At 54.6% G+C, this 15794-nt stretch carries 15 protein-coding genes and 2 pseudogenes; 8 read left to right on the top strand and 9 right to left on the bottom strand.

What is annotated here, in order from left to right; translation table 11 throughout:
* Positions 1-27 precede the first annotated feature (27 nt).
* The 6 genes from A9974_RS02960 (at position 28) to A9974_RS02935 (ending at position 5520) form a co-directional block, all read left to right on the top strand.
* Positions 28-1188, top strand: a complete 1161-nt coding sequence (locus A9974_RS02960; protein WP_183002665.1) for a transporter substrate-binding domain-containing protein — start codon at positions 28-30, stop codon at positions 1186-1188.
* 2 nt (positions 1189-1190) lie between these two features.
* On the top strand, positions 1191-1847 hold the full coding sequence (locus A9974_RS02955) for an ANTAR domain-containing response regulator (protein ID WP_183002664.1): 657 nt from the start codon (positions 1191-1193) through the stop codon (positions 1845-1847).
* The gene (locus tag A9974_RS02950) at positions 1844-3337 is read left to right on the top strand and encodes a M81 family metallopeptidase (RefSeq protein WP_183002663.1); all 1494 of its coding nucleotides are present in this window, start codon (positions 1844-1846) and stop codon (positions 3335-3337) included. The genes A9974_RS02955 and A9974_RS02950 overlap by 4 nt, the downstream gene beginning before the upstream one ends.
* Before the next feature lie 142 nt (positions 3338-3479).
* The gene (locus A9974_RS02945; protein WP_183002662.1) at positions 3480-3887 is read left to right on the top strand and encodes a carboxymuconolactone decarboxylase family protein; all 408 of its coding nucleotides are present in this window, start codon (positions 3480-3482) and stop codon (positions 3885-3887) included.
* Between the two features lie 9 nt (positions 3888-3896).
* The gene (locus A9974_RS02940; RefSeq protein WP_183002661.1) at positions 3897-4505 is read left to right on the top strand and encodes an LON peptidase substrate-binding domain-containing protein; all 609 of its coding nucleotides are present in this window, start codon (positions 3897-3899) and stop codon (positions 4503-4505) included.
* A gap of 193 nt (positions 4506-4698) precedes the next feature.
* On the top strand, positions 4699-5520 hold the full coding sequence (locus tag A9974_RS02935) for a hypothetical protein (protein ID WP_183002660.1): 822 nt from the start codon (positions 4699-4701) through the stop codon (positions 5518-5520).
* A 221-nt stretch (positions 5521-5741) separates the two neighbouring features.
* On the opposite strand, the gene A9974_RS02930 is transcribed toward A9974_RS02935, so the two are convergent.
* The 5 genes from A9974_RS02930 to A9974_RS29620 all read right to left on the bottom strand — a co-directional run bounded on the left by A9974_RS02930 (position 5742) and on the right by A9974_RS29620 (position 10254).
* On the bottom strand, positions 5742-6173 hold the full coding sequence (locus A9974_RS02930) for an Ltp family lipoprotein (protein ID WP_370539562.1): 432 nt from the start codon (positions 6171-6173) through the stop codon (positions 5742-5744).
* Between the two features lie 73 nt (positions 6174-6246).
* Positions 6247-7131 (bottom strand): hypothetical protein, encoded by an 885-nt coding sequence (locus A9974_RS02925; protein ID WP_183002659.1) that lies wholly within the window; start codon positions 7129-7131, stop codon positions 6247-6249.
* A 304-nt stretch (positions 7132-7435) separates the two neighbouring features.
* On the bottom strand, positions 7436-9016 hold the full coding sequence (locus A9974_RS02920) for a P-loop ATPase, Sll1717 family (protein ID WP_183002658.1): 1581 nt from the start codon (positions 9014-9016) through the stop codon (positions 7436-7438).
* Between the two features lie 157 nt (positions 9017-9173).
* The gene (locus A9974_RS29625) at positions 9174-9794 is read right to left on the bottom strand and encodes a GTP cyclohydrolase II (protein ID WP_370539565.1); all 621 of its coding nucleotides are present in this window, start codon (positions 9792-9794) and stop codon (positions 9174-9176) included.
* Positions 9772-10254 (bottom strand): DUF4231 domain-containing protein, encoded by a 483-nt coding sequence (locus A9974_RS29620; RefSeq protein WP_183002656.1) that lies wholly within the window; start codon positions 10252-10254, stop codon positions 9772-9774. The genes A9974_RS29625 and A9974_RS29620 overlap by 23 nt, the downstream gene beginning before the upstream one ends.
* A 196-nt stretch (positions 10255-10450) precedes the next feature.
* Here A9974_RS29620 and A9974_RS02905 point away from each other — a divergent pair.
* Positions 10451-10787 (top strand): annotated as a pseudogene (locus tag A9974_RS02905) (transposase); the annotation flags it as partial.
* A gap of 616 nt (positions 10788-11403) precedes the next feature.
* On the top strand, positions 11404-12402 hold the full coding sequence (locus tag A9974_RS02900) for a hypothetical protein (protein WP_183002655.1): 999 nt from the start codon (positions 11404-11406) through the stop codon (positions 12400-12402).
* Between the two features lie 31 nt (positions 12403-12433).
* Here A9974_RS02900 and A9974_RS02895 read toward each other — a convergent pair.
* The 4 genes and pseudogenes from A9974_RS02895 to A9974_RS02880 form a co-directional block, all read right to left on the bottom strand.
* Positions 12434-12715: pseudogene (locus A9974_RS02895) on the bottom strand (transposase); the annotation flags it as partial.
* 218 nt (positions 12716-12933) lie between these two features.
* A complete protein-coding gene (locus A9974_RS02890; protein WP_183002654.1) occupies positions 12934-13440 on the bottom strand; it encodes a hypothetical protein in 507 nt (168 codons plus the stop codon).
* 138 nt (positions 13441-13578) lie between these two features.
* Positions 13579-14130: a hypothetical protein gene (locus tag A9974_RS02885; RefSeq protein WP_183002653.1), complete on the bottom strand. Its 552-nt coding sequence runs from the start codon at positions 14128-14130 to the stop codon at positions 13579-13581.
* Between the two features lie 793 nt (positions 14131-14923).
* A complete protein-coding gene (locus tag A9974_RS02880) occupies positions 14924-15460 on the bottom strand; it encodes a hypothetical protein (protein ID WP_183002652.1) in 537 nt (178 codons plus the stop codon).
* Between the last annotated feature and the right edge of the window lie 334 nt (positions 15461-15794).

The following is a 15794-nucleotide window of genomic DNA, read 5'->3' as shown; positions in this document are numbered from 1 at the left end:
CGCCGCGACTTAGTAAAGGATGCCGTTATGCCCCCCAGCCATGACAGTGACGTAGCAGGGCAGGGGTGGCGCATCGGCGTGCTGTACTCGCGCAGCGGCGTCACCGGCACCACCGAATCCCAGCACTTCTTCGGCACCGTCCTGGCCATCGAAGAAATCAACGCCCTGGGCGGCGTGCTGGGCCGCCCGCTCGAACCCGTTGTCTACGACCCGCGCAGCGACAGCGAAGAATACCGCCGCCTGGCCGCGCGGCTGCTGCTGGACGACGAAGTCAGCGTCATCTTCGGCGGCTGCACCTCGCACTGCCGCAAGGCCATGCTGCCCGTCGTGGAACGCACCAACTCGTTGCTCTGGTACGCGTCCGTCTACGAAGGCTTCGAATATTCGCCCAACGTCATCTACACCGGCGCCGCGCCCAACCAGGGCAGCATGCAGCTGGCCGCCTACCTCATCCAGCACTGCGGCTCGCGCATCTTCCTGGTCGGCGCCGACTACATCTACCCCCGCGAAACCAACCGCATCATGCGCGACACCGTCGAAGAGCACGGTGGCGACATCCTCGACGAAACCTACCTGCCGCTGGGCTGCGACGACAGCGACATCTTCGACGTCGTCCGCGACATCCGCCGCATCCAGCCCGACGTCGTCTTCTCCACCCTGATCGGCGATGACGCCCAGCGCTTCTACCGCCGCTACCACGAAGCCTGCCAGGCCGAACCGGCCGCCCCGCACATCCCCATCGCCAGCCTCACCATGGCCGAATCCGAGGTCGCCGAGATCGGGTCCGAACGGTGCGCCGGCCACATCACCGCCGCCACCTACTTCAACACCGTCGACACCCCCGCCAACGCCCATTTCCTGGCCCGCTGGCACGCCCGCTTCGGCGACCGGCCCGCCAACGTCTACGCCGAAAGCGCCTACAGCCAGGTGCATCTTTTCGCCCGCGCCCTGCAACGCGTCGGCAGCATGGACACCCGGAAACTGGTCCAGGCAGTCCACCAGGTGGGATTTGACGCACCCGAAGGCCGGCTGTCCATCCTGGCCGAAAACAACCACTGCGTGCTGACCCCGCGCATCGGCGTGTGCCGTGCCGACGGGCGCTTTGACATCGTCTGGGAAAGCGGCGTACCGGTAAAACCGGACCCCTACCTGACGGCCTTCGGCCTGGACGAGTTCTGGTTGAAATAAGCATGGACCACAGCCTTCGCCGCCTTTACGAAGACCTGCGCAGCGTCGCCGTCGCCGTGGCCTATCCGCCCGGCGAAGACCGCGACCTGCTGGTCGAACAGCTCAAGCGCATCGGTTGCCGCATTCACCTGTGCTGGCCGTTCCCCGACAAACCGCCCGCCGGCGCCGACGTCGTCTTCTTCCAGGTCTCGCAATGCGGCCAGAACAGCTCCGCCTGGTCCGCCAGCGAAGTCGAGGCCACCCTCATCGCCCTGTCCGAATACGAAACCCCCACGACACTGAAGCAACTGCTCAAGACCAACGCCCACGGCGTCCTGACCCGGCCGTTCCGCTCGGCCGGCATCCTCAGCACCCTGGTGCTGGCGCGCTCCGCCAAACAGTTCCAGAGCCGCCAGCAGAACAAGATCGACAAACTCGAAAACACCATCAAGGCGCGCCGCATCATCGAAAAGGCCATCCGCGTCCTGATGGACCACCAGCGCCTGGACGAACGCGCCGCCTACGAACACATGCGAACCCGCGCCACCGGCCTGCGCGTCAGCGTCGCCGAGGTCGCGGCCATGATCATCGAGGCCAGCGAAGCCATGGAAAAGCTGGGCCTGGGCGGCGCGCGTTCCCACCCGCCCACAGACACAAATACAGGAGGAGGCAAGGCATGAAAGTCCTGATCGCCCGCATGAACCACGAGACCAATACCTTTTCGCCCGTGCCCACGCCGCTGGCGGCTTTCGGCAACGACGGCCCCACCTATGGCGTCCAGGCCTACGAAGAGAACAAGGGCAAGCGCACCGCCATGTCCGCCTTCATCGACCTGGCCGAAGCGCAAGGCGCCTCCCTTGTCACCCCCGTCTCCGCCACCGCCTACCCCAGCGGCCGCGTCGACGGCGACGCCTACCGCCAACTGTGCGACCGCATCGTCGCGGGCGCCCAAGGCTGCGACGCCATCCTGCTCGACCTGCATGGCGCCATGGCCGTCGAAACCACCGACGACGGCGAAGGCGACCTGCTGGAACGCCTGCGCCAGCAAGCCCCCGACGTACCCATCGCCGTCGCCCTCGACCTGCACGGCAACGTCACCCAAAAAATGGTCGACAACGCCGACGTCATCATCAGCTTCAAGACCTACCCCCACATCGACATGTACGAAACCGGCGAACACGCCGGCCGCATCCTGTTCGACTGGCTGTCCGGCGGCCCCCGGCCCACCATGGCCTGGCGCCGCCTGCCGCTCATGAGCCACACCCTGCGCAGCAACACCGCCGAAGGCGCCATGCGCCGCGCCGTCCAGGCCGCCCGCGGCGCCGAGGCCGGCGGCATGCTGGGCGTGTCCGTCCTGGCCGGATTTGCCCTGGCCGACATCCCCGACCCGTGCCTGTCCGTCGTTGTGGTCGCCGCCAGCGATGCCGAGGGCGCCGACCGCGTCGCCGCGGGCCTGGCCGCCGCCATCTGGGAAGACCGCGACGGCTTCGTCTACGAAGCCGAACCCCTGGCCGCCTCCCTGGACCGCGCCGTCGCCCTGTCACGCGGCGCCGACCGCCCCGTGCTGCTGCTGGACCACGGCGACAACTGCATGTCCGGCGGAACCTGCGACACGATGGACGTGCTGATGGCCGCCGTCGACGCGGGTCTCACCGGCATCGTCGCCGGCCTGTACTGCGACCCCGAAGCCGTTGCCGCCATGATCCAGGCCGGGGAGGGCGCCAGGGTGGAACTGCCGGTTGGCAACAAACTGCCCATCCCCGCCATCGGCCGCCCCGCCAAGCCGATCACGTTGCGCGGCGTCGTGCGTGCCATTACCGACGGCAGCTACGTCATCACCGGCCCCACCTACACCGGCCAGACCGCCTGCATGGGGCGTAGCGCCGTGCTGGACATCGGCGCCGCGCAATTGGTGATCACCGAAAGAACGCACGAGCCGTGGGACCTGGGCGTTTTCGACAGCCTGGGCATCAACCCGCGCGAGGCGCGCTTCGTGCTGGTCAAATCGCGCATGTACTGCCGGCCGGTCTTCGTGCCGATCTCGTGCGCCCTGGTCGAATGCGACAGCCCGGGGGTGACCAGCTCGGACTTTTCGTTGTTTCCGTATCAGCGGCGGAATCGTCCACGGTATCCGCTGGATCCGTTCAAGCCGGCGTCGGTGTCGCCGTGAGGGTGTTCGACCCGTCAGACATTCCCTAATGAAAGCGTCGGGCGCCCGGCCCACAGCTTGAACCTCGCCAGCCTTTCCAGTTCAATGGAACATTGCGCGGGCGGCACGCCGCCGCCCGCCGGTTTTCCTGTCGGAGTGGCGTATGGCTACGGTGCATTTGCTGTCGGACGACGAAGTCCGCAAGAATCCCCAGGCGTGGGCGGTGTTCGAAGACATCCGCGCCACCCGCAAGTCCGATTTCGTCAATAACTTCTGGCGCGCCCTGGCCAACGACCCGCCGCAGCTCGAACGCGTCTGGGGCCAACTGAAGCAAGTCATGATGGCCGAAGGCGAACTCTCGCCCCTGGTCCGGGAAATGATCTACATCGCCGTCTCGACGGCCAACGGCTGCACCTACTGCATCCATTCCCACACCGCCGCCGCCCGCGCCAAAGGCATGACCGACGGCCAGCACGCCGAACTGCTCGGCGTCATCGGCATGGCCGCCCAGACCAACGCCCTGGTCACCGCCATGCAGGTCCCCGTCGACGACGCCTTCGCCGTGAAGTAGGGCGGTGCCGTGGCCACCGTCCCGCTGTTTCCGCTTTCCAACGCCCTGTTCCCCGCAGGCGTCATGCACCTGCGCATCTTCGAAGTCCGCTATCTCGACATGATCCGCCGCTGCATCGCCGACGGCACCGAATTTGGCATCGTGGCGCTGCTGGCGGGAAATGAGGTGCGTTCCCCCGAAGGCACAGAGACCCTGGCCCCCGTCGGCACCCTGGCCCGCATCGACACCTGGGACGCGCCCATGCCGGCGCTGCTGCAGGTGCGCTGTGCAGGGACAAGCCGTTTTCGGCTGGTTTCCAGCCAACTGGCAAAATACGGTCTTTGGATGGGCGAAATCGAGCCCATCCCCGACGACCCGATCCTTCCCGTGCCCGCCGCCTTGCAGCCCTGCGCCGACGCCCTGGGCCGCCTGGTCGCCCAATGGCAGCAAGCAGGCGTCCCCGCCGACCGCATGCCCCTCGCGCCGCCGTACCGGCTGGATGAGTGCGCCTGGGTGGCGGATCGCTGGTGTGAACTGCTGCCGCTGCCGCCCGCCGAGAAGGTGCGGTTGCTGGCGCTGACGGACCCGCAGCTGCGTCTGGCGGCGGTGCACGCGGCGTTGGATGGCCGGCTGTCGTAAGTACGGGACGGCTGGTACAGCAAGTGCTGCTGGCTGACTGCGCAAGCACTGGGCTGCCTTAAGCGTCCGGAGCGCGAGTAGGGCGCCTTAGCGCCGGTTTCAGTTGGCCGTGGCGACATGCCAAGGATCACCGGGCTGCAACCGACTGCGGCGGCATTGCAGCGGGTTGGATAAGCATTATTTTTTGGACACCATGAATATAAGAATCGACGAAGGCCTGCGCGCCTATATAGACCCCTTGACCGACGACGAGCGCGACGCCCTCGAACGCAGTCTGTTGGCCGAAGGCTGCCGCGACGCCCTGGTCCTGTGGGGCGACCTGTTGGTCGACGGCCACAATCGTTATGCCCTGTGCATGAAGCACGGCATCGAATTCCAGACCCGCCAGAACACCTCGTTCAAGTCCATGGAAGACGTCCACCTCTGGATGATCGAAAACCACCTGGGCCGGCGCAGCGTCTCCGATTTCCAGCGTGGGGTGTTGGCCCTGCGCAAAAAAGAAATCCTGCAATCCCGCAGCGTGCCGCCGTGGGAAGACGACGGCACCACGCCGCCGCCGCCGATTCCCCCCGCGCCGCCCGCCGCCGCCATCAGCCGCCAGACCCTGGCCCGGGAGGCGCGCATCAGCAGCAGCACGCTCGGCCAGATCGAAAAAATCCAGAAAGCCGCCGCGCCGGAATTGGTGCGGGCGGTCAAGGACGGCGCGATTTCTATCAATGCGGCAGCCGCGGTGGCCACGTTGCCGCCGGAACGCCAGGCTGCGGCGGTGGCAGGGGGCAAGAAAGAACTCCAACAAGCCGCCCGCGAAGTCCGCCAGGCCAAGGCCCCGCCGCCGCGTGAGGCAGTGCCGGATATTCCGATTGAGAATATCGCCGATCTGCCGGCGGAAGTGGCGCGGTTGCGCGAGTTGCTGGCGCGGCTGACGGACGAGCGGGATCAGTTGAAGAAAAAGATCATGCACCTGACCGTGGCGCTGGCCGAGGCGCGCAATGCCACAGGCAGTGGGGACGACTGAAGATTCAGGAGAAAAACGTGCCCCAACTATTCCCCGAAGACCGTCTCGATGCGTGGTTCGATGGTTCTGCCATCTGCGTTGTTGCGGTAGGCACCCACGGCGACCCACTGGACCTAGGCGAGGAAGAGGTTAGGGCACTGATCGCCAAGCTTGAGTTTTGCTTGGCGCAATCTAAGGGCGCTGATCAATAGACCTTTGATGGGTTTGAGGGCGCGGCTCTTTTATTGGCACACGCCCACGGTCTTCGCACCATAGGTTGCTTCGGCGACGGTGTATTGATCGCCTGACTTCGATGAAAGCTGCTGGATCAGGCGCTTGCAAGAAAAACCCATCATATCGACGTAGTTCTTGGCGGATCTCGCGGCCTGCTTATTCCAATCCACCTTCAGGCTATCCACCGCCACCGTCGCATCCGCAAGCTTATAGCCGTCCCCAGCATCCGACGACAGCTGACGAATCAGTCCATTGCGCGAGAAGCCAGCAAAACTAAGGTATTGGGTGGCCGAACGCACCGCATTTTTCTGGGGGATGGTGAGGTCTTGGGCTAGTGCGGGCGTTGCTCCAAGCATGGCGAGAGCAACAAAGGGGATGCATGCACGTAATAGTAATTCTTTCATATCCAGCTTTTGTGTCTTGGGGTGGATTGTGAACACGGCCGAAAGCCGATCGTCTGGGATTGAGTATTCCTGTGCAGAACAATTTTGGGGGATTGCTCGTTTCGTAGACCTATCGTTCAAGCAAAGAAAAACCGGTCTGTAGAGGTGGAGTAATTACTTCTAGAACCTCCACGATCGACAAAGTACGATCAAGTTCATTATGGTCGGCATCATAGAAAGTAGTTTCTTCAAACTTGCAGCGCAGGCTATCACCAGGAAGGATCGCAAACTTACGTTGATGATACGCAGTCAACCAATCCTGATGAAGAACATTGACACGAACGGATCGGTTACCCCTCAATACGGTCCATTGAGAGTGCCCGAGCATATCTACCGATTTAACTTTGAAGTACTCTTCACCTCGATTAGTTACTGAACTTGCAGGATTCCTAAAGGTTTCTAGAGTCGGCGCCGTAAGTACCTCAACGATAGACAGATCTCCATATTCTGTTTGGACCGTAACGTTGTGCCCAGGAAACAGAGCTCTTGCCTCGGCAACCTTGTCTAGCGCCCCTCTAACTTCATTCACAGTGGGTGGCGTGTAGCCGACGAGGTTCGATGGCGCGGCCTTATAGTCTGCAGACAAATCATCCAACGCATGTTGGATCTGAGGAGCATCGGCATTGATGCTTTGCAGCAGGCGATGTTTCCCCTTAACTAACAGCCCACCGACCCATTTCTTCCATTCCAAGCCATTTAAGCAGTCATCAGGGACATGCTTCAGTGCTCTAGCCAGAAGAAGCTTCAACGAGGAGTGTTGAACGTCATTCAGGATAGATACGGGCTCAAGTGCTGAATCCACGCTAGATAGGAGTACTTGGTCTAGTCGATCAATCGATTCGATCAAACGCATCGCGCCCTGCAACACGTCGGTCGCAACCGCCTTGCCGGGTTCGTAGTCTATGATAAGGGCGATTTCGCCCTCCACAACCTCTGTATCTAATGCTCTGTCCATGGCTCGCAGATATGTGAGTCAATTCAGTTAGGCATAATTTGATACTACCATACACTATTTGAAAATCTGTATTATGGCACCTTAAAATATGAGTGAAAATTGCATCTCCGTAAATATATTCTGATACCGTTATTTTCAATCGACCCGAGTTTTGGAATGTGCGTCAAGCCAAGGAAACTGGGAGGTATAGGAAACGCGCCTGGTGAATTAAACAAAATAATAAATTGCTAGCAATCAAGAATGCCAACCAAATTCGAGTCCGAATACGCATATGTTTTTCTATAAAATGCTCTTGGTATTAGAGTCAAGTGGGGGTGAATTTCTTTCCTAAATTTAGCGCTTTTGCTATGCCTGGTTGCACACGATAATTACAGTTCTCCTTTACTTTCGGCATAACTTTTGCGGCGGATCTCTCACGATGCGACCAATGAAAATGGTCGTTTCCACTATCTTGGACCTGTTCCGTGTAACCTATTACATTAACGTCATACCAAAACTGCAGGAAAGACTCAGGAGTGCCTACTATTGGTTTTGACTTGACGGCTTCATTGCTTGGCGAGCTGACGAAGGCGTTGTATGCCTTGCAAAATTCTTGATAGTCGAAGCGTGTCGAACCATTTAAATATTGAAAGAATGCCACAAAAATATCAAATTCACGGTTTGTGACGTAATAGTTAGCGTAATTCTTTACCTCTCCCAGTAAGTATTCTGAAAATTTGTCGGCGAATGCTGGGGATGTGAGGTCATTGGTCTGAAATACCGCACTATTTGCATTAGTAGAAGCTTTGGTTAGGCCGATCAATATTTTGATAGCCGAAAAAATATCCCTAGGCCGGTGAAATGACATTCTCAATAGCTTTTTAAAAGAAGCCGAGGCACCATCCCTTTTTTCTTGAAAATGAGCACTCCAACCAAAGAAGCTTCCGCACTGCGATGTAAAATATTTGTCCGAGACTTTGTATAAATCAGACTCCTTATATAAGTCATCGGTGGTGTGCCAATGAAATATCACCGAATTATCTTCCAATTTGCAATTAGAATTATGAAGATTTAGTGAGTCAAATACATCCGGTCGCAAGAGTAAGACGCATCGCATTCTGCCATTTGTATCCTTTGCAGATGCAAAATATTCAGAATTTAAATGCCAAGCTGCCTCTGCGAGACCCGTTAGACAATTTTGATATTCGACAAAGTCGACGCCATTGGGTTTGGCATCCAATCCATCTATAAAAAGCGCAATGTCATCCTTAAGCTTGACACCTTGAAGGCCGGATTTTAGGATTTTTTCGCATTCTTGAAGCGCGGCTTTGATTTCTTTTGTCGATGACTTGGTTGTTTGACTATTATTCTCTGTCAGGCCCGCTTTAACCACTTCTGGCAGATTGCCTGTGATTTCCGAAGTTTGCGTTAGAGTGGTAACAAACTCTATTACGTATTCCAGTTCCGGAAGCTGTGAATCGCGATCGTATTTGTTTATCGCATTTTCTACGGCAGAAAACTTTCCGTTAATTCTGTGAATCCATTTTTTTTTCTTTTCCACAACTAGCTTTGCAATAAGATAGAGCAGGGTTGCTCGCCACACTATAGAATAATCGGTGTACTCTAATTGGCCTTTCTGTTTAAGATTAATAAATCTTGCGTATTGCGTCTCCGAAATGGATATAAGCTTTGATGAAATATTTTTCGGCGACGCGTTCTGCATATGAAAAGCTAATGCTGTTTTGCCCGTGCCCTTCTCGCCGATGAAATAATAACAATTGCTATTGCAGGCTTTTTTCAAGAAATCAGTTTCTACATACGCATCGAGGAAAAATTTCTTTTTCTCCTTTGCTCTGTAGTCGATGGCATCTAGAGATGGTTCTATCAGTTCGTTTATTTTTTTCATTTTATTGGCGTCGTGATCGGTAAAATTTATCTATTGTTAGCAGCGAAAGTCGATATAAAAGCCACCTGTTTATAACGGGCGAATTAAATCTTTAGTGTTGAATTTTAAGATTTTCTAGGATTTTTTATTCGAAACTAGAGAGATGTCAGAACATGTTCTATGATTTATCTTCACAAAATTGCTGTATTAGATGCCCCATTTTCTGAGCTTTAGTGCGAAGGTATTCGGCGGAATCGGTTGTTGCGCAAATTTCGAGTGCTTCTCGCTGAACTTCTATTCCATGATCCCGAAGGCCAGCTATTTTTCGTGGATTGTTTGTGAGTAACCTGACCCGCGGTATGTCAAGGTGACGAAGCACTGCCGCTGCTCGGGAGTACTCGCGGGGATCTTGTGGCACGCCAAGGCGGGCATACGCGTCCGATGTGTCAAGACCTTCTATCCTTCCAAGTTCTAGGCCTAGAGTTTTCGTAAAAAGACCCGCGCCTCGCCCATCGCAAAGCATGTATATGAGCAAGCCACCACCTTTAGCAATATGCTCTAAAGACGATTGCAGTTGCTCGTGGCAATCGCAATCCAAGCTACGAAAAATTTCAGCCGTGTAGCACGCGCTTTGGAGTCGGCAAATTGGGGGGGAGGGAGAGTTGCTCAAATTTGACAGGCAGAGAACATTATCCTCTTCGTGGGGGCCCCAGGAAAAACACTGGAAGTCGAAGGTGCCATAGGCAGTTTTTAGCTGAGTACTAGCTACCTTATATTCAATTTGGACTGTTGTGCTCATTTTTTGAAGTGATGGTTTTTGTATCAATAGCTTCTGGCGTTGGAACAAGTGGGAGCCATCGCTGATGTGCGTCCCACGCGATTGTTCGTATTGCATTGACAAGCAACGGTACTCGTTCATTTTCAGGCAATGCATAGTCCAGAAGACCATATTGATATTGGTATAAATGGTCTTCTATTCTCCGTTGGCAATCTCGGTATAGCGACCACAGCGTTTGAGGTTTGCGGAGTTGTAGCCAAGCTGTACTCGCTGCGGCAGATAGTGAAAGGACAGACGGGAGAACTTTACCTATCCATAGGCCATCGCCTAATGTGACAAAGAGAGGACTGGTCAAGCTGCAAAGCACAACTATCGCGAAGCATAGGAGAGACTCATTCTTGTTGTGATCAGCCTTTCGCTTGAAGCCGGTGCATGTATCTAAAGCTAGTTTGTATGCATCTGGAGGAGGAAAACTGTTCATAAAGAAAGCTCTATTGTGAGAAGAGGCGTCGATATTGATGATATCGAATGACAATAATTGATACAACAAAAAAACGATGTTCAGGGGTATACCCAGTTGGGTAGGTCGATTTTGTATACATAACACAGCGTTGGTAATCCCTCCGCAAAAGCGATGAGGTCAGAAGTAGAATTGTCTCGTTGAGGAGTTCTACCGCATGAAGAAGTCGAGATTTACGGATAGCCAGATCATTGAAGCCATCAAGCGCGTGGAGGCTGGTCTTGCCGTTCCTGAGCTGTGCCGAGAACTGGGCATCAGCTCGGCTACGTTCTACAAGTGGCGTTCCAAGTATGGCGGCATGGACGTATCGTTGATGGCTCGCATGAAGGAGCTGGAGGCCGAGAACGCCCGGCTGCGCAAGATGTACGTCGAGGAGAAGCTCAAGGCCGAGATCGTGACGGAGGCGCTAGAAAAAAGTGGTGAGGCCATCTCGCCGCCGCGAGATGGCCCAACGTGCTGTGCAGGACCGCGGCGTATCGATCTGGATGGCCTGCGCGAAATAAGGTGTCAGACTACGTTTTCGACGAACACCCATCGAAAACCTAGTCTGACACCTTATTTGTGATGGCTCGTACAGCGCCTACGTGCCCGCCTACACCGACTGCGCCGTAATTTTGCACAGATAATTGAAAATAAGGTGTCAAAAATAAGGTGTCAGACTACGTTTTCGGTAGTCAGCAATCTTGGTCACTGCGAACGCTAGCCCAGTAGCAAAAACGTCCCACTCCGCACCACCTCCCCATCCCGCGCCATATACTCCCCCCACTACCTCCCAACCGGTAGTCCGGACTGGAGGCCGGAAAGCTATAGGCGGAAAGCCGCAACGCATGCGGCCTGACTCAGCCCCTATAGGAGGCAGCCCCATGCTGCACCACCCCCTCACGCAAAACCCCTGGTCCGTCGATTCCGACCGAGTGGAAATAAGGTGTCAGACTAGAGTGGAAATAAGGTGTCAGACTACGTTTTCGACGAACACCCATCGAAAACGTAGTCTGACACCTTATTTGTGGCAAGTTCGTGGTTTGGAACGGCGTTCGAACGAATGCTCATATTATATATAGCTAGAGCGGCCAAAAAGTGATCTCGCAAATGATGCCTCAAGGAGGATGTATGAGGAAAGTCTATAGAGAAATAAATCGAATTGTTCTCGAAAATCGGCGGAATTTTTCGATGGACGGTCGGCATCAGATGCGAGTAACGCTGTTTCGGCCATCTGGAATTTATCCGAAAGTGAGGATCAGTACGCGCCACAGCGCGTTCTGGGCCGACGAAAATTTGGCGTTTATGGTGGCTCGCTGCACAGAGTGGCAGGATCATTTGCCGCATAGTGATGTTATGTGGCTCAATCCAGAAGAAATTCGCCTGCTTGGATCTCTGATGATGACGGAACGCTTTGATGGCGGGCAGCGTTGTACATTTCGGATTATTCCTCGCTGCCATGCATATATTGATGGTCGCATTGACCTGAAGAAGACAGGTATTCTCGTTCAGATCAAGAAATCACTGCTTGAAACGCAGGGACATGTGGATTGGCGAGGGCTGCAAAATTCTTGGGCCACAATCGGGGAAAGCAAATTTGAGTGTTTTCCAAGCGATTGGCTGCAAATGGAGCTTCAGCCTCTCTTCTGGAATAGAATTTCCCTCTGCAATTTGGTGCTTCTTCGCGGAATTTATGCTCTTATCAAAGCAGATATGCTTGCACTCGAATATGAATTTCGAGAGGAAGCTACGATCAATACTTTCATCGCATTGGATGCGTCCTTCGAACTCGTACTGCGGCATTTGAAGCAATCTGGAAATCCTTCGCCAAGTTCTCGGGATGCGGGTATGTGGCTTTATCGGACGTTCGATGAACCTTTAGGTTTAAGCTACAGCGAAAATGTGCGTTATTTCGAGGCCTTCTACGACCAACGGATTCAAACACTGCATCCGGGTAGCCGTTTGGGTGATATGCCTTTTGCCCCGCTCGCATGGGACGACTACAGTCATTTGCGAAGTTCGCTGCCTGGCATACTCGGCTTTCTCTTAACGCGCCAATATACCCCCGAATTTCTGGAGCTTTTCCAAGAAGCCAAGAGACGCGCAGGGCAGTCTTCCACTAAGCGGTAGTCAGACTACAGTTTCGATGCTGAAAATCTAGTCTGGCTCTGACCCTAACCCACTTTTTTTCTAGCGCCTCCGTCACGATCTCGGCCTTGGGCTTCTCCTCGACGTACATCTTGCGCAGCCGGGCGTTCTCGGCCTCCAGCTCCTTCATGCGCGCCATCAGCGATATGTCCATGCCGCCATACTTGGAACGCCACTTGTAGAACGTAGCCGAGCTGATGCCCAGTTCTCGGCACAGCTCAGGAACGGCAAGACCAGCCTCCACGCGCTTGATGGCTTCAATGATCTGGCTATCCGTAAATCTCGACTTTTTCATGCGGTAGAACTCCTCAACGAGAAAATTCTACTTCTGACTTCATCGCTTTTGCGGGGGGATTACCGGTCGATCCGTTCCATCTCCGCAAAACCTGAACGGCCCGCCTCGACTGTTAGTGGGACACCTCAGAGTCAGACTACGTTTTCGATTTAGAGAAGCAGCCACCACTAAATAGTTGAATTTAGCGTTCACCATAAACCATGTGCAGGCATGGCAAGTCATTTTTTTATGCTAGAAACATGACTGAGTGCGCGGTCTTGAAGTACCTGAAAGGCTGTTTTCTGCCAGCCCAATTCCATATGCCTGAGCTGCCAGCTAAAGAACAGCATCATGGCAAACGCAACCCAGGCGATAGCGTAGTTCGCTATCAAGAACCACCATAGCCATGGCAATTGGCTGGTGTCTAGCAAACGATATAGCACTACCATCACCCAACCAGTAAAGAGAGCCGCAACAGCCATTGCGAACTGAGAAATCAGCCGACGCGTATGGCGGCCTTCTATCTCTACTGATCGACAATGAAGATAGGCGTGGATGTCTGCTCGACGAGCCGGACTGGTCGCGCTTTCGAGAAGCTCGGCCACAATAGAACTGCCCAACTCAGCGAACTGCACGGCTGTCCTGACCTTTTCCCTCAGCCACCGATAGAATTTCCGGGCCCAGCTAATGCCGAGTGCACTGCCCGCAACTACACCAAGCCAATCCGCAATTGTTGATAGTTCCATATGTTTCTGTGATATCTAATGTTTTGATAATCGTACTAATGTGAAGTCCGAAGCCTAAAAAAGTGAGTTGTCAAACTACCTCTCAGATGGGTTTCCATCGAATTATGGCGCGGCATCTAATTTTTCTGATCAGTGCTTTCAATTGCGTGGTTTAAAGATACAGAGAAAATCTTCGATTTCGTAAGGAGATAGACGCGCGAGAGCTTCGGGGAGATCCGAAAGCTCCACAACATTAGCGTTGTGAATGCCCAGTGCCCGCGCACCTTTGAGGGTGCCTGCGTGCAGGTGAACTCTTGTTGGTGCGAGACCCAAGAAAAATCCAAGTCGTAAGGCAGTGTCATACGTGTACAGAGGGCCGATGCCGTGAATAGATGAAATCTCGGCGCGGAGAAAATCATGAAGATCCTCAAACGACTCGGCCTTCTTGATGCGGTTATGAAATCGTTGGAGCAGATGGAACACCCGCCTCATCGGCTTTTTGGGAATTCTCCGTTGGTGGGCGTATCTCTTGTCTCGATGGTCCGAAGCGAAAGCAGCATGACGAATCGCCAATTCTAGCGAAGGCATCGTTTCAAAGAATATTTTTTCTCTCAATGCGGCAGGACGGTGCTTTTCAATATGTGAATTGACTAGTGAGTCAAGGGAAGAATTGGTTATTGAAAGGGGACTCGCGGTGTTCCTGCAACCCATTGCATTGATTCCATTTGTTGATGTTGATTTTCACTCACGGCACACGTTTGACGGTGCGTTTAGAACTCATTGTGTGCAAAGTAGTGGCCAGCCATGCATTGCGCGCCTGCGCTGTTCAAGCAAAGTGCGAAGTAGCTTGTCCCCGTTCGCCCGAGGAGCGTGGGTCTGACAGGTGCGATACAGAAACGTCCGCGTATAGGTATTCAGTGTCGGATAGCCGCTTAGTCCAAGGCATCCCGTACCTCCGTTTCCATGCGTATGCTCTCGTGCACGAGCCTTCAGGTTTTTTCCTCCGCCTGAATAAACTACATATGACTGCCCCGCACGCGAACGAAGAATCATCTCATCGTAGCTTCGCAAGAGCGTTGCCGCGGCTGCTCGGCGAGAGAGGTTGTAGTGTTTGGCCCGGTTTTCTACAGGCACGAGTGTTCCAAGAACGGACGCAGGAGCGTTTGTCTCAACTGCATACCAGCTAGGCACGGCGGGGACCGAAGTCCACCAGCCTTTCTCGCCAGGAGTGAGTTCAATTCGCGTAAACGTGCCCAAATCAAGATTAGGAAGTGATGTCATGATTTCAGTCCAGATCAAACGCTTGATTGGTGAAAAATATCGATTCGGACATGAGATCGACTACTCCTAGCCGAAGATTGGCTGCGCTATTTTTGAAATAGTGTAGCCATGAGACGTTGGTTTGTATCAGCAATGGTGTCAGAGGACGGTTTGGATAGCCGAAACCGTAGTCTGATGCCATGGTTTGTGACGCAGCACAAAACAAGGTTTGAGATATGGTGGTTCACACGCCAATACACTTTTTAAAAGACCCGGCCGCAGTATTAAGGTCACCTTTTCTTGGATTGAATATTCCTCTGACATAGAGTTCTCGTAAGAGGCGGGTCTTTTTCACATTCCAAAGAAGCGGATTTGTCTTCAGGCATGCCGCTATCAACCAATCCTCAAGGAATTCGATAGCGGGCTTGTTGCCTCCAGCGGTCGCTAGGGCAGTTGGCCTACCCTTAGGAGTTGTCGAGGGCAAAAAATATAGCGCCGGACTGCCGTTGTGGTAACTATCAAAGATCTCGTTGTATAACTGGAGATGTTGATCGTTCGTCGCTTCTTTAATTACTGGCTGTCGCTCGGCTTTCCCTACGTACCATGGGATCACACGTTGTGCACCGGAAGGCTTGACGCCGAATACGTAGCAACCCGGGGCAGTGGAGAGGATGCCCCCACAGTCGCTCTCCGCCACTTCCTCGCGGAGTGAAACGACATGGTCCCGGCGAATGATGCTTTTCGTGCTGAGGTAGTACGGGCCGAACACTTCGAATTTCATAATAATTCCTCCTGAAACTGAATGTACCAAAATATGGGAGGATGTTCTCTTTGGCTTTGTCGATGAACGGTATCGGCCGCCTCGGCGATGTGCTGCAAGCAAATGCGCTCCTTGACTCCTAAAAATATGTGGCTTCCCTCAACCGGGTTGGATCGCGCCCCTCCGCCCCCAGTCAGATTGAGACTGTGATTCGTTATAAATAGGTGCAAGAATGCGGCGCCGCTGCCGAAGCTGTGAGGTCTCGAAACAGCGGTGTCAGACTATGGTTTCCAGCCATCCTGTCCACTGCGAACGCTCGACTGCAGCAAAAATATCCCACCCCGCAAAACCTCCC

This window comes from Achromobacter sp. UMC71 (assembly GCF_014170305.1).
Taxonomy (GTDB): Bacteria; Pseudomonadota; Gammaproteobacteria; order Burkholderiales; family Burkholderiaceae_B; genus Achromobacter.
The sequence above is the reverse complement of the archived record's forward strand: the minus strand, read 5'-3'. Positions and strand labels throughout refer to the sequence as shown.

Bases quoted from the DNA above. Each gene is read 5' to 3' on its own strand.
- A9974_RS02960 (WP_183002665.1), top strand. From the start codon at position 28: ATGCCCCCCAGCCATGACAGTGACGTAGCAGGGCAGGGGTGGCGCATC.
- A9974_RS02955 (WP_183002664.1), top strand. From the start codon at position 1,191: ATGGACCACAGCCTTCGCCGCCTTTACGAAGACCTGCGCAGCGTCGCC.
- A9974_RS02950 (WP_183002663.1), top strand. From the start codon at position 1,844: ATGAAAGTCCTGATCGCCCGCATGAACCACGAGACCAATACCTTTTCG.
- A9974_RS02945 (WP_183002662.1), top strand. From the start codon at position 3,480: ATGGCTACGGTGCATTTGCTGTCGGACGACGAAGTCCGCAAGAATCCC.
- A9974_RS02935 (WP_183002660.1), top strand. From the start codon at position 4,699: ATGAATATAAGAATCGACGAAGGCCTGCGCGCCTATATAGACCCCTTG.
- A9974_RS02925 (WP_183002659.1), bottom strand. From the start codon at position 7,131: ATGGACAGAGCATTAGATACAGAGGTTGTGGAGGGCGAAATCGCCCTT.
- A9974_RS02920 (WP_183002658.1), bottom strand. From the start codon at position 9,016: ATGAAAAAAATAAACGAACTGATAGAACCATCTCTAGATGCCATCGAC.
- A9974_RS29625 (WP_370539565.1), bottom strand. From the start codon at position 9,794: ATGAGCACAACAGTCCAAATTGAATATAAGGTAGCTAGTACTCAGCTA.
- A9974_RS29620 (WP_183002656.1), bottom strand. From the start codon at position 10,254: ATGAACAGTTTTCCTCCTCCAGATGCATACAAACTAGCTTTAGATACA.
- A9974_RS02900 (WP_183002655.1), top strand. From the start codon at position 11,404: ATGAGGAAAGTCTATAGAGAAATAAATCGAATTGTTCTCGAAAATCGG.
- A9974_RS02890 (WP_183002654.1), bottom strand. From the start codon at position 13,440: ATGGAACTATCAACAATTGCGGATTGGCTTGGTGTAGTTGCGGGCAGT.
- A9974_RS02885 (WP_183002653.1), bottom strand. From the start codon at position 14,130: ATGGGTTGCAGGAACACCGCGAGTCCCCTTTCAATAACCAATTCTTCC.
- A9974_RS02880 (WP_183002652.1), bottom strand. From the start codon at position 15,460: ATGAAATTCGAAGTGTTCGGCCCGTACTACCTCAGCACGAAAAGCATC.